Origin of the sequence: Microbacterium sp. (assembly GCF_046295495.1) — a bacterium.
Classification (GTDB): domain Bacteria; phylum Actinomycetota; class Actinomycetes; order Actinomycetales; family Microbacteriaceae; genus Microbacterium.
In genome coordinates, this window is the sequence record NZ_JBKBNC010000009.1 from 1 (window position 1) to 13,039 (window position 13,039).

A 13,039-nucleotide genomic window follows, 5' to 3' on the forward strand; every position below is an offset into this window, starting at 1 on the left:
CCCGCCCGCTGCGCCGCGAGCCGGCATCCGACACGCATAAACGCGATCCACGCCCAGAAACACGCTGACATCGCGTTTCCGAGCGCACAGGGCGTTTATGCGCACCCGACGCCGAGCCGCACGCCCGCCTCGTGCGTACCGCGCCTACGCCCGCCTGCGGCGCCGCGGGCCGGCATCCGACACGCATAAACGCGATCCGCGCGCATAAACACGCTGAGACCGTGTTTCCGCGCGCGAATGGCGTTTATGCGGCGCCCCACGCGCCCGGACGTCCCCCGCGCTCGCCGCGCCCACGCGCGCGCCGCAGCCCGCGCCCGCCCGCGCCGACGCCCGCCCGCAGCGCCGCAAACCGGCATCCCCCACGCATAAACGCGATCCGCACGCATAAACACGCTGACACCGCGTTTACACGCGCGCAAAGCGTTTATGCGCGCCCAACACGCCCAACGCCCCGCCCCTGGAAGAGGGACGGGGCGTCGACGCGGTCGGCGGGTCAGCCGATGCCGGGGTAGTTGCGCTCGGCAGCACCCGTGTACAGCTGCTGCGGGCGGCCGATCTTCGTCTGCGGGTCAGTGATGGCCTCGCGCCACTGGGCCAGCCAGCCGGGCAGGCGGCCGATCGCGAACAGCACGGTGAACATGCGCGTCGGGAAGCCCATCGCCTTGTAGATCACGCCGGTGTAGAAGTCGACGTTGGGGTAAAGACGACGCTCCTTGAAGTAGTCGTCTTCGAGGGCGATCTGCTCGAGCTCCTTGGCGAGATCCAGCAGCGGGTCGCTCACGCCGAGGGCCTCGAGCACCTCGTCGGCGGCCTCCTTGACGAGCTTCGCGCGCGGGTCGTAGTTCTTGTAGACGCGGTGCCCGAAGCCCATCAGCTTCACGCCGTCTTCCTTGTTCTTGACCCGCTCGACGAAGCGCTCGACGCTCTCGCCCGAATCGCGGATGCGGCCGAGCATCTGCAGCACGGCCTCGTTCGCCCCGCCGTGCAGCGGGCCGGAGAGTGCCTGGATGCCGGCAGAGATCGACGCGAACTGGTTGGCACCGGTCGAACCGACCAGGCGCACCGTCGAGGTCGAGGCGTTCTGCTCGTGGTCCTCGTGCAGCATGAGCAGCAGGTCGAGCGCCTTGGTCATGACGGGGTTGATCTCGTACGTCTCGCTGTGGACGCCGAAGTTCAGCTTGAGGAAGTTGTCGACGAAGGACAGCGAGTTGTCGGGGTACAGGAACGCCTGCCCGATGCTCTTCTTGTGCGCGTACGCCGCGATCACGGGAAGCTTCGCCAGCATGCGCACGGTGTTGAGCTCGACGTGCTCGGGGTTGTGCGGGTCGGACTCGGCCTCGTAGTAGGTCGACAGCGCCGCCGTCGCGGCCGAGAGCACCGACATGGGGTGCGCGGTCGGAGGCAGCGACGAGAAGAAACGCTTGAGGTCCTCGTGCAGGAGCGTGTGACGACGGATGCGCTCGTCGAACGAGGCCAGCTCGGGTGCCGAGGGAAGCTCGCCGTAGATGAGCAGCCACGCCACCTCGAGGTAGGTGCTGTTCTTCGCGAGCTGCTCGATCGGGTAGCCGCGGTAGCGCAGGATCCCCTGGTCGCCGTCGATGTAGGTGACGTTGGACTTCGTCGACGCCGTGTTGACGAAACCGTAGTCGAGCGTCGTGTGACCGGTCTGCTTCGTCAGCGACGCGATGTCGATGCTCGGGACGCCGTCGGTGCCTCGCAGGACCGGGAATTCGGCGGTGGTGCCCCCTACCGTGAGAGTGGCCTTGTCCTGCTGCGTTCCCGCGTCGCTCACCGCGCCTCCTTGCGATTTCTGGTCGCCCGTCTGGTCGATCGCGGGGGCTTTCGGCACCCGCGGTCTTCGCGACCAGTGGATGCCACGGGTATGGCATCCGGGTCGGCACGCGCGCGAAGGATGCCCCGAGCGCTGTGCCTCTACAGCCTAGTAGGCACTCCGCCGTACAGATGACACCGCCAAAGGATGCCCCCATCGAATGGAGGGATCCTCCTGGTCAGCCCGCGAGTCGCTCCGAGGCCGCGGCGATGCGCTCGTCGGTCGCCGTCAGCGAGAAGCGCACGTGGTTCGGGAAATGGGTGCCGTAGAAGTGTCCCGGACCCACCAGGATGCCGAGGTCGGCCAGGCGCCCCACGCTCTCCCACGCGTCGCGGCCCTCGGTCGCCCAGAGGTACAGGCCGCCCTCGCTGCGATCGATCGTGAACCCGGCGGCCTCGACCGCGGGCTTGAGCACCGCGCGTCGACGGGCGTAGCGCTCGCGCTGCTCGGCGACGTGCGCGTCGTCGCCGAGGGCGACGGTCATCGCGCGCTGCACGGGGGCGGGCGGCATGAGGCCCAGGTGCTTGCGCCCGGTCAGCAGGCGCGCAACGAGCGCCGGGTCTCCGGCGAGGAACGCCGCGCGGTAGCCGGCGAGGTTCGACTGCTTGCTCAGGGAGTACACCGACAGGACGTCGGTGAGGTCGTGGCCGGTCACCGCCGGGTCGAGCACGCTCGGGACGCGCTCGGCGTCCCAGGGGGCCTCCCAGCCGAGCTCGGCGTAGCACTCGTCGGAAGCCAGCACGGCTCCGAGCTCGCGGGCCCGGGTGACGGCATCCCGCAGCTCGTCGACCGAGAGCACGCGGCCGTCGGGGTTCCCGGGCGAGTTGATCCACACGAGGCGCGTGTGCGCGGGCCATTCGGCCGGATCATCGGATGCCACGGCCGCCGCGCCCACGAGACGCGCACCGACCTCATAGGTCGGGTAGGCCGCGCGCGGATGGACGACCGCATCGTCCGGTCCGAGCCCGAGAAGCAGCGGGAGCAGAGCGACGAGCTCCTTCGAGCCGACCGTGGGGAGCACGTTCTCGGCGCTCAGGCCGGAGACGCCGCGACGACGGTGATACCACTCGGCGATGGCCTCACGCAGCGCCGGCGTACCGGCCGTCTGTGGGTAGGCGTGGGCGTCGGTCGCGTCGGCCAGGGCGTCGGCGACGACGGCCGGGGTGGGGTCGACGGGCGAGCCGATCGACAGGTCGACGATGCCGTCGGGGTGCCGCCGGGCGCGCTCCGCGTACGGGGCGACGGCATCCCAGGGGTAGTCGGCGAGATCGGCGACGCCCACGGCTCAGTGGGCCTGCGGGGGAAGCGCGGTGATGACGGGGTGGTCTTTGGCGATCACGCCGACCTTGGCGGCTCCGCCGGGCGAGCCGATGTCGTCGAAGAACTCGACGTTGGCCTTGTAGTAGTCGGACCACTCTTCGGGGAGGTCGTCTTCGTAGTAGATCGCCTCGACGGGGCAGACCGGCTCGCACGCACCGCAGTCGACGCACTCGTCGGGGTGGATGTAGAGCGAGCGTTCCCCCTCGTAGATGCAGTCGACCGGACACTCGTCGATGCAGGCGCGGTCTTTGACATCGACACACGGGAGGGCGATCACGTAAGTCACTCGGACAGTCTAATCGCGTCGGAGCGACCGGCCCCTCCGCCGGGCCGACGGCCTAGGATTCGACCGGTCGCGACGCGTCGCGGTTCTGGACGTCGCGCAGGTGCGAGAAATCGGGCCAGAGCGCGACGAGCACCAGCAGCGCCGGTCCGACGACCGTCCACACGAGCGGCACCCACTCCGTCCCCGCCGTCGGGGCGGCCACGATCGCGGAGCCCCCGGGCCCGATCTGCGAGAAGAGGTAGGTCGCGGCGATGATGCCCAGACCGCCCGCCAGCGCGTTGACGCGATCCCCGGTGAGGGTGCGCAGAGCCAGGAGCAACGCCGCGCTGCCGATCGTGGCCAGGATGAGCCCGACGGGGATCGGCCCGACGAGGAACGCCTGCGCCACGGTACCGGCCGCGCCGTAGAAGGCGCCGACCAGAAGGGCGACGACCCAGCCGACGACGCGCAGAATCCTGGAGCTCATCCGCGTCAGTCTAGACGGCGACCCTATGCACCGGCTCAGGCCGCGAGACCCCAGAGCCGCAGGAGGGCGGCCGTCACCGCCGCGCCCGCGACGACGACCAGGAACGGCGCCCGCGCCCACAGGAGCAGCGCGGCGACGCCCACGGCCGGGAGGCGCGCGTCGACGACGATCGCCGATCCCGCGCCGAGCGTCTGCACCATCACGAGCGCCGCGAGCAGCGCGACGGTCAAGAGGTCGGCGATCCGCGCGGGGCGCGGGGCGTCGAGCCAGTGCGCGGGCAGGAGGTAGCCGGTGGCCTTCAGCGCGAGGCACACGACGGATGCCGCGAGCACGGCGGTCCACAGGGTCATGGCATCCCTCCCTCTTCGGCGGTCGCACCGGGAGCGGGGGCAGTGTCGCGCGGATCGAACAGACCCACCGCCACGGCGACGCCGGCGGCGGCGATCACCGGGATGCCGGGCATCAGCCAGGGCGTCAGCAGGGCGGCGATGATCGCGGCGCCCGCCGCGACCGCGAGGGGCTGACGCCCGCGCAGACGCGGCCAGAGCAGGGCGAGGAAGGCCGCCGCGGCGGCGGCGTCGAGGCCGTAGGCGCGCGGGTCGCCGAGCACGTCACCGAGCACGGCGCCGAGGAGGGTCGACAGGTTCCACCCGACCCAGATCGCGATGCCCGTCACCCAGAACCCGGCCTGCTGAGCGCGCGGCGTCTCGTGTGCGAGTGCGACCGCGACCGACTCGTCGATCGTGAACGGCGTGGCCAGCGTCTTGCGGGCGAGCCCGCCGCCGACGATCGGCGACATGCGCATCGCGTAGGCGGCGTTTCGCACCCCGAGGAGCGCCGACGACGCGATCGCGGCCGGTGCCGCGGCGATCCCCCCGGCGGCGATCACCCCCACGAACGCGAACTGCGAGCCCCCGGTGAACATCAGCAGGCTCAGCACGCCGGTCTGCCACACGTCCAGACCGGAGGAGACCGACAGCGCGCCGAACGAGATGCCGTAGGCGCTGGTGGCCAGGGCGACGGCGAGACCCTGTCGGGTGGCCACCCCCTCGGGTGTTCGGTGTATCGAACGCATGGACATCATCGTGAACGCCCGTCGGTCGTTCGTCAAGTCGAACGATCGACGACCATAATGAACGGATGACGGATCTCGGCGAACGCATCGCGACCACGCTCCGCCGCGAGCGGGAGAGGCGCGATGTCAGCGTGTCGGAGCTCGCTCGACGTGCCGGGGTCGCCAAAGCCACGGTCTCCCAGCTGGAGAACGGCGGCGGCAACCCCAGCGTCGAAACGCTCTGGGCCCTCGCCACGGCCCTCGAGGTGCCGTTCGCGGTCTTCGTCGACGAGGGCGTGCGCTCCCCCACCCTCATCCGGGCCGGTGAAGCGTCGACCGCGGTGCCCTCCTCGGCATCCGCGTACCTGGCGGTGCTGCTGTCGGCGAGCCCGCCGCACGCGCGGCGCGACATCTACCTGCTGAGTGCCGAGCCGGGCTCCGCGCGTCTGTCCGACCCGCACCCGCGCGGCACCGTCGAACATGTCGTGATGGTGTCGGGTCGCGGACGCGTCGGCCCCGCCGACGACCCGTACGAGCTGGCACCCGGCGACTACCTGTCGTACCCCGGCGACGCCCCGCACGTGTTCGAGGCGCTGACGCCCGGCATGAGCGCGGTCTGCGTGGTCGAGTCGTCCTGACCCGCCCCAACCGCACCCCTTCGACGTCCGACGGGCCACCGTCGACAGCCCGACGGAGCAGGACTATCGTTCGGGCATGTCCCGCGTGTTCGATACGGCCTTCTCCGCCGTGTACCCCCTCTACGTGACGAAGGTCGAGCGCAAAGGGCGGGCGAAAGACGAGCTGGATGCCGTGATCCGCTGGCTCACCGGATTCGACGACGCCACCCTGGCCCGGCACCTGTCCGACGGCACGAGCTTCCGTGACTTCTTCGCCGCCGCGACGATCAACCCGCGCGCCGGTCTCGTCACGGGGGTGATCTGCGGCATCCGGGTCGAGGAGATCGAGGATCCGCTGATGTACCGCATCCGCGTGCTCGACAAACTCGTGGACGAACTGGCGAAGGGCCGCCCGCTCGCCAAGGTGCTCCGCTCCGACGGCCCGGCTGCCGCGGGTTGAGCGTCCGGAACACGCGGGACGGGTTGTTCCCCGATCGTCCGGGTGTTCTCGACGCTCGACGCCGCACGCCGGCACCGGCCTGACGCGGAACGGCCCCGCTCAGCGTGCTGGGCGGGGCCGTTCCGGGATGCGAACGCTCAGGCGTTGGCATCCTGACGCTTCAGGCGCGAGGCCGAGCGGCCACGCTCGGTGGCGTCGAGCACGACTTTGCGGATGCGCACCTTCTCGGGCGTGACCTCGACGCATTCGTCGTCGCGGGCGAACTCGAGCGACTCCTCCAGCGTGAGCAGGCGCGGGGGCGTCATCGACTCGAAGGAGTCGGAGGTCGACGAACGCATGTTCGTGAGCTTCTTCTCCTTGGTGATGTTGACGTCCATGTCGTCGGCGCGCGAGTTCTCGCCGATGACCATGCCCTCGTAGACCTCTTCGGTCGGCTGCACGAAGAAGCTCATGCGCTCCTGCAGGGCGATCATGGCGAAGGGGGTCACGACGCCCGTGCGGTCGGCGACGATCGAGCCGTTCTGACGGGTCGTGATGGAGCCCGCCCAGTCGTCGTAGCCGTGCGAGATGGCGTTGGCGATGCCGGTGCCGCGCGTGACGGTCAGGAACTCGCTGCGGAAGCCGATCAGACCGCGAGAGGGCACGACGAACTCCATGCGCACCCAGCCGGTGCCGTGGTTGGTCATGTTGTCCATGCGGCCCTTGCGGGCGGCCATGAGCTGCGTGATCGCGCCGAGGTGCTCCTCGGGGGCGTCGATCGTGAGGTGCTCGAAGGGCTCCTTGAGCTTGCCGTCTTCGCCGCGCTTGGTGACCACCTGGGGCTTGCCGACGGTGAGCTCGAAGCCCTCGCGGCGCATGTTCTCGACGAGGATGGCGAGGGCGAGCTCGCCGCGGCCCTGGACCTCCCAGGCGTCGGGGCGTCCGATGTCGACGACCTTGAGCGAGACGTTGCCGATGAGCTCGCGGTCGAGGCGGTCCTTCACCATGCGAGCGGTGAGCTTGTGGCCCTTGACCTTGCCCATGAGGGGCGAGGTGTTCGTGCCGATGGTCATCGAGATGGCCGGGTCGTCGACCGTGATCGCCTTGAGCGGGCGCACGTCTTCGGGATCGGCGATGGTCTCGCCGATCGTGATGTCGGGGAAACCGGCGATCGCGACGATGTCGCCGGGGCCGGCGTCTTCGGCGGGGTAGCGCTCGAGCGCGCGGGTCTTGAGCAGCTCCGTGATGCGGGCGTTGCTGGTGGTGCCGTCGGCGCGCACCCAGGCCACGGTCTGGCCCTTCTTCAGCGTGCCGTTGAACACGCGCAGCAGCGCGAGGCGGCCGAGGAAGGGGCTGGAGTCGAGGTTCGTGACCCACGCCTGCAGCGGGGCCTCGTCGTCGTACGACGGCGCGGGCACGTGCTGGAGGATCGCCTCGAACAGCGGCTCGAGGTCGTCGTTGTCGGGCAGCGCGCCGTTGTCGGGACGGTTGAGCGATGCCGCCCCCGCACGGCCCGAGGCGTAGACCACGGGCACGTCGAGCAGCGCGTCGACGTCGAGGTCGGGCACGTCGTCGACGAGGTCGGAGGCGAGACCGAGGAGCAGGTCGTGCGCCTCTTCCTCGACCTCGGCGATGCGCGCGTCGGGACGGTCGGTCTTGTTGACCAGCAGGATGACGGGGAGCTTGGCCTCGAGCGCCTTGCGCAGCACGAAGCGGGTCTGGGGCAGCGGGCCCTCGGACGCATCGACGAGCAGCACCACGCCGTCGACCATGCTCAGGCCGCGCTCGACCTCGCCGCCGAAGTCGGCGTGGCCGGGGGTGTCGATGACATTGATGGTCACCGGGACCTCGGAGTGGACACCGTTGTACGTGATCGCCGTGTTCTTGGCGAGGATCGTGATGCCCTTCTCACGCTCGAGGTCGTTGGAGTCCATCGCGCGCTCCTCGACGTGCGCGTGGTCGCCGAACGAGCCGGTCTGGCGGAGCATGGCGTCGACGAGAGTCGTCTTGCCGTGGTCGACGTGCGCGACGATCGCGACGTTGCGGAGGTCAGGACGAAGGGCGTGCGCCATGGAGGGTCTCCAGGAAAATTCGGGGTGGTGCCCGGAATCGGGCTCTCCCAGTCTACCGGGCGCCCGCGACACTCCCGGCAGCAGACGTTCAGGAAGCGTCCGAGCACGCGAAAGGGGCGGGATCCCGCAGGATCCCGCCCCTCACCGTGCGCAGCCTCAGCTCAGCTGTTGGCGAAGCCCACGATCGACCAGTCGATCGTCTCGAACTGGGTGGCGCCCCAGTTCACGAGGCCCTCCTTCACGGCCCAGACGTTGGGCAGCGGGGCGATCGGGATGATCGGCACCGACTCCCACAGCACCTTGTCGATCTCCTGGGCGGTCTCGAGACGCGCCTCGGGGTCGAGCTCGTTGTTGGCCTGCTCCCACAGTCCGTCGAGACGCTCATCGGCGATGCCGGTGAAGTTCTGCTCCGAGTCCACGGGGGTGAACAGCGAGCGCGTCGACGAGATCGGGTAGGCGGTGCCCACCCACGAGAACGTGACCATCTCGAAGTCGCCGGGGATGATGTAGTCGCTGAAGTAGCCGCCCACGGGCACCGAGTTCAGCTCCACGGGGATGCCGAACTCTCCCAGGTCGGCCTGGATCTGCTCGGCGCGCTGGACGTTCGTCGCGGTGTCGGCGGGAACCGTCACCGAGAACGTCAGCGGCGTTCCGTCCTTGACCCACGAGTCGCCGTCCTTGGTGTATCCGGCGTCTTCGAGGTACTGAGCACCGGCGTCGGTGTCGTACGGCAGCGCCTCGTCGGTGTAGCCGTCCTGGCCGGGCATGAAGATGTAGCTGCCCTGCGTGATGGCGGGAACGCCGACGGGCGAGTTCGCCGTGCTGGCGATCTGCTCGCGGTTGACGATGGATGCCACGGCCTTGCGGACGTTGACGTCGGCGAGCGGTCCGTCGGAGGCGCGCATCGTGATGTGCGTCCAGGTGAGACCGTTCGAGGCCTGGATCTCGGCGCCCTGGACGTTCTGGGCCGTCTGGTAGAGGTCGGCGTTGGCCGAGATCTCGACGGCGTCGATCTCACCGTTGCTGAACGACGAGCCCTGCTGGTCCTGGCTGACGGCCTGGAACACGATGGTGTCGAGCTTGGGCGTCTCGCCCCACCAGTTGGGGTTGCGCTCGAGGGTCACGATGCCGGCGGTCGCATCGATCGAGCGCACCTTGAAGGGCCCCGACGACGGCACGGCCTGGGTCGTGTAGCCGGTGTTGAAGGTGGTCGGATCGGCCGTCACGCTCGCCTTCAGGACGGGGCTGAGCAGCGACTGCCAGTCGGCGAAGACCGACGAGAACGTGATCCGCAGGTCGAACTCGTCCTCGCCCTGCTCGACCGAGGCGACCTGATCCCACCCGGTCGTCGAGGTGACGACGTACTCGGGGTTGGAGCCGTTGTTGGCCTTCCACATCGCCTGGTAGTCGGCGACGGTGATGGGCGTACCGTCCTCCCAGACGGCATCCGGGTTCAGCTTGACCTCGACGACCTGCGGGTCTTCGCTGACGAGTTCGGCCGACGAGGCGTAGTTCTCATCGACGACCGGTTCGCCGGCCTCGTTGATCTTGATCGGACCACCGCTCATGGTGGCGTAGATGTCGTTGGTGTCGCGCTCGTTGCCGTCGATCTGGTAGATGTTCCAGTTCACCGGGAGCGACGACACAGCGAGCTTGAGGTCGCCGCCGTCCTGCACGTCGGCCGCGTCGGCACGCACCCACGCGGTGGAGGGCAGGGAGTTCTGGTCGTCGGGGTTCGCCGACGGAGCGGCCGTGTTGCCCGGCGCGCACCCGGCGATCGCCAGGGCGGCGACGCTCAGCAGCGCGAGCGCTCCGAGCCCCTTCGCTTTGCGGATCTGCATGTGATCAATCCTCTCGTTGGTGATCAGGGAGGGCCTCCGGCGACGTGGTGCCGTCGATCGGAGACGTTCGGGGGGATGCGACCGACGCCGTCTCGAGGACGAGGTCGGACCGCTCGGCGTAGTGGCACGCCACCCGGGACCGCGCGGACGCGCGCAACCCCGGGTCGTCGTTGTCGCACCGGCGCCGGTCGGCGTCGGGCAGCAGGCGGTACAGCGGGCACCGCGTGCGGAAGCGGCATCCCGAGATCTCCTGCGTGGGGCTCGGCAGGTCGCCGTCGAGCAGGATGCGCGTGCGCGAGCGCTCGATGCGCGGATCCGGGATCGGCGCCGCCGAGATGAGGGCCTTGGTGTACGGATGCCGCGGGTCGTCGAAGACCGCGTCGACGGGGCCCTGCTCGACGATGCGGCCGAGGTACATCACCGAGACGTCGTCGGCGATCTGGCGCACCACGGCGAGGTCGTGGGCGACGAAGAGGAAGGACAGCCCCAGGCGCTCCTTCAGGTCTTCGAGCAGGTTGATCACGCCCGCCTGAATCGACACGTCCAGCGCCGACACCGGCTCATCGAGCACGACGACGGCCGGGTCGGTCGCGAGGGCGCGCGCGATGCCGATGCGCTGGCGCTGACCGCCGGAGAACTCGTGCGGGTAGCGGTCCGACATCGCCGGGTCCAGACCCACCAGTTCCAGCAGCTCGGTCATCTTGCGGTCGCGTTCGGCGCGCGGCACGCCCTGCACCAGCAGCGGCTCGGTGATGACCTCGCCCACCGGCAGGCGCGGGTCGATCGCACCCATCGGGTCTTGGAAGACGATCTGGATGCCCTTGCGCAGGGTCGCCTTGTCTTTGCGGCTGACCGTGGCGACGTCCGTGCCGTTGATGTGGATGCGGCCACTCTGCGGCGCGACCATCTCCATGATCTCGAGGATCGTGGTGGTCTTGCCGCAGCCGGACTCCCCCACCAGCCCCATGGTGCGGCCGGGCTGGATCGAGAACGAGATGCCGTCGACGGCGCGGACGGTGCCCACGCGGCGCGGGAACACGGCCCCCTTCATGAGGGGGAAGTGCTTGACGAGGTCGGTGACCTCCACCGCCGGCGTCACGTCGGGCCGAAGCGGCGGGATCTCGCCGAGCGCCTCGGGCCGAGGGAAGATGTCGGGGCGCGAGAGGGCGCCCGAGGCGATCTCGTCGGCGCGGATGCACGCGGCGACGTGGTCGGGCAGCGCTCCGTGGGTCACCAGCTCCGGCTCGACGTCGTGGCACGCGTCGATCGCGATCGGGCAGCGGGCGGCGAAGGGACAGCCCTTCGGCAGGGAGGCGAGGGACGGCGGTCGCCCCTCGAGCGGCACGAGACGGTGGGAACCCGCGGTCTGCATGTTCGGCACGGAGCGCAGCAGGCCCACGGTGTAGGGCATGTGCGGGTCGTGGAAGATCTCGTCGACCGTCCCGCGCTCGACCAGCTTGCCCGCGTACATCACGGCGACCCGGTCGGCGTGGCCCGCGACGACGCCGAGGTCGTGCGTGATGAGCACGACGGCGGCCCCCGTGACCTCGCGGGCCTTCTGCAGCACCTCGAGGATCTGCGCCTGGATGGTCACGTCCAGAGCCGTCGTCGGCTCGTCGGCGATGATCACGCGCGGGTCGTTCGCGATCGCCATGGCGATCATGGCGCGCTGGCGCATGCCGCCCGAGAACTCGTGCGGGTACGCGCGCGCCCGGCGCTCGGCATCCGGGATGCCGACGAGCTTGAGCAGCTCGACGCTGCGCGCGTGCGCGGCCTGGGCCGACAGGGCGCGATCGTGGAGGCGCAGGCCCTCGGAGATCTGGTCGCCCACCGTGTAGACCGGGGTCAGGGCCGACAGCGGATCCTGGAAGACCATCGCGAGCTCCGCGCCGCGGATCTTGGACAGCTGGCCGTCGTTCATCGACAGCAGCGACCGGCCGTCGTAGAGGATGTCGCCCTCGACTCTCGCATTCGAGGGCAGCAGGCCCATGACCGCGAGGGAGGAGACGCTCTTTCCCGAACCCGATTCGCCGACGATGCCGAGGAACTCGCCCTCGTGCACGTCGTACGAGATGCCGCGTACGGCGCGCACGTCGCCGCCGTCGCGCTGCGGGAAGGTCACACTGAGGTCGCGCACCGACAGCAGCGGCGACCGACCGGTCGACGACAGCAGGGTGGCGGAGCGGGTGTCAGTCACGGTTCGCTCCCGAGGTGGGGTCGATGGCGTCGCGCAGGGCGTCGCCGATGAGGCTGATGGCCAGGAGCAGCACGATCAGCACGCCGGCGGGGTACACGAACAGCCACGGACGGGTCACGGCGGCCGACGTGCCGGCCGCGAGCAGCGTGCCGAGCGAGACGTCGGGCGCCTGGACGCCGAAGCCGAAGTAGCTGAGCGAGGTCTCGGCCATGATGGCCGCGACGATGCCGAGGGTCGCGTCGATGATGAGCAGCGACGCGATGTTGGGGATGATGTGGCGCCCGAGGATCTTGCGCGTGGGCATGCCCATGTAGCGCGCGGCGCGCACGAAGTCGCGGTTGCGCAGCGACCTCGTCTGGTTGCGCACCACCTGCGCGAGGATCATCCAGCTGAACGCCGCGAGGAAGAACGTCAGCGCGAGCCACGACAGGCCGCGCGTGAGCGGGCTCAGCAGCACGAGGATGAAGAACGACGGGATGACGAGCAGCAGGTGGATGAGCCACCCGATGACCGCGTCGATCTTGCCGCCGAGGTACCCCGCGACCGATCCGACGGCGGCGGCGATGAGGGTCGCGCCGACACCGGCGAGGGCACCGATGATGAGCGACTTCTGCAGGCCCACGAGGGTCTGGGCGTAGATGTCCTGCCCGATGCCGTTCGTGCCGAACCAATGCAGCTGCGTGGGCCCCAGGCCGACGTTGAGGAAATCGCGTTCGCTCGCGTCGTAGGGGTAGAGCAAGGGGCCCACGAAGGCCCACAGCACGATGAAGGCGAGGATCCCGCCCCCCACCCAGAACCGCGGCATCTTGCGCAGTCGCGCCCGCACGAGGGCGCCGCGCGAGAGCGGCTTGCGCTCGCGGGTGACCGGGCTGACGGCATCCAGGGTGCCGTCGACGGCTTCTTCCTGCATGGTCAT

At 69.8% G+C, this 13,039-nt stretch carries 12 protein-coding genes; 2 read left to right on the forward strand and 10 right to left on the reverse strand.

The genetic code is table 11. The features are described 5' to 3' along the window. Positions 1 to 493: 493 nt before the first annotated feature. The 6 genes from ACK4LS_RS05310 to ACK4LS_RS05335 form a co-directional block, all read right to left on the reverse strand. Positions 494 to 1,792 (reverse strand): citrate synthase, encoded by a 1,299-nt coding sequence (locus ACK4LS_RS05310; RefSeq protein ID WP_409714252.1) that lies wholly within the window; start codon positions 1,790 to 1,792, stop codon positions 494 to 496. 217 nt (positions 1,793 to 2,009) lie between these two features. After that, complete coding sequence (gene dapC, locus ACK4LS_RS05315) at positions 2,010 to 3,113, reverse strand: succinyldiaminopimelate transaminase (RefSeq protein WP_409714255.1); 1,104 nt, start codon at positions 3,111 to 3,113, stop codon at positions 2,010 to 2,012. A 3-nt stretch (positions 3,114 to 3,116) separates the two neighbouring features. Then, positions 3,117 to 3,437 carry a ferredoxin gene (fdxA, locus tag ACK4LS_RS05320; protein ID WP_055836218.1) on the reverse strand — a complete coding sequence of 107 codons (321 nt, stop codon included), beginning with the start codon at positions 3,435 to 3,437 and terminating at the stop codon, positions 3,117 to 3,119. Positions 3,438 to 3,489: 52 nt separating this feature from the next. Further along, positions 3,490 to 3,903, reverse strand: a complete 414-nt coding sequence (locus ACK4LS_RS05325; protein WP_409714259.1) for a DUF6113 family protein — start codon at positions 3,901 to 3,903, stop codon at positions 3,490 to 3,492. Between the two features lie 35 nt (positions 3,904 to 3,938). Next, positions 3,939 to 4,253 carry an AzlD domain-containing protein gene (locus ACK4LS_RS05330; RefSeq protein WP_409714262.1) on the reverse strand — a complete coding sequence of 105 codons (315 nt, stop codon included), beginning with the start codon at positions 4,251 to 4,253 and terminating at the stop codon, positions 3,939 to 3,941. After that, a complete protein-coding gene (locus tag ACK4LS_RS05335; RefSeq protein ID WP_409714265.1) occupies positions 4,250 to 4,978 on the reverse strand; it encodes an AzlC family ABC transporter permease in 729 nt (242 codons plus the stop codon). The genes ACK4LS_RS05330 and ACK4LS_RS05335 overlap by 4 nt, the downstream gene beginning before the upstream one ends. Before the next feature lie 65 nt (positions 4,979 to 5,043). Between ACK4LS_RS05335 and ACK4LS_RS05340 the strand changes: the two genes are divergently transcribed. Both ACK4LS_RS05340 and ACK4LS_RS05345 read left to right on the forward strand, forming a co-directional pair. After that, a complete protein-coding gene (locus tag ACK4LS_RS05340) occupies positions 5,044 to 5,595 on the forward strand; it encodes a helix-turn-helix domain-containing protein (RefSeq protein WP_409714268.1) in 552 nt (183 codons plus the stop codon). A 76-nt stretch (positions 5,596 to 5,671) separates the two neighbouring features. Beyond that, on the forward strand, positions 5,672 to 6,034 hold the full coding sequence (locus tag ACK4LS_RS05345; protein WP_409714271.1) for a DUF2200 domain-containing protein: 363 nt from the start codon (positions 5,672 to 5,674) through the stop codon (positions 6,032 to 6,034). A gap of 137 nt (positions 6,035 to 6,171) precedes the next feature. On the opposite strand, the gene typA is transcribed toward ACK4LS_RS05345, so the two are convergent. The 4 genes from typA to ACK4LS_RS05365 form a co-directional block, all read right to left on the reverse strand. After that, on the reverse strand, positions 6,172 to 8,085 hold the full coding sequence (typA, locus tag ACK4LS_RS05350; RefSeq protein ID WP_409714274.1) for a translational GTPase TypA: 1,914 nt from the start codon (positions 8,083 to 8,085) through the stop codon (positions 6,172 to 6,174). A 161-nt stretch (positions 8,086 to 8,246) separates the two neighbouring features. Further along, positions 8,247 to 9,926, reverse strand: coding sequence for an ABC transporter family substrate-binding protein (locus ACK4LS_RS05355; RefSeq protein ID WP_409714277.1), 1,680 nt, complete (start codon positions 9,924 to 9,926; stop codon positions 8,247 to 8,249). A 4-nt stretch (positions 9,927 to 9,930) separates the two neighbouring features. Next, on the reverse strand, positions 9,931 to 12,123 hold the full coding sequence (locus ACK4LS_RS05360) for a dipeptide ABC transporter ATP-binding protein (protein WP_409714280.1): 2,193 nt from the start codon (positions 12,121 to 12,123) through the stop codon (positions 9,931 to 9,933). Next, a complete protein-coding gene (locus ACK4LS_RS05365; protein ID WP_409714283.1) occupies positions 12,116 to 13,039 on the reverse strand; it encodes an ABC transporter permease in 924 nt (307 codons plus the stop codon). Before ACK4LS_RS05365 ends, ACK4LS_RS05360 begins: the two co-directional genes overlap by 8 nt.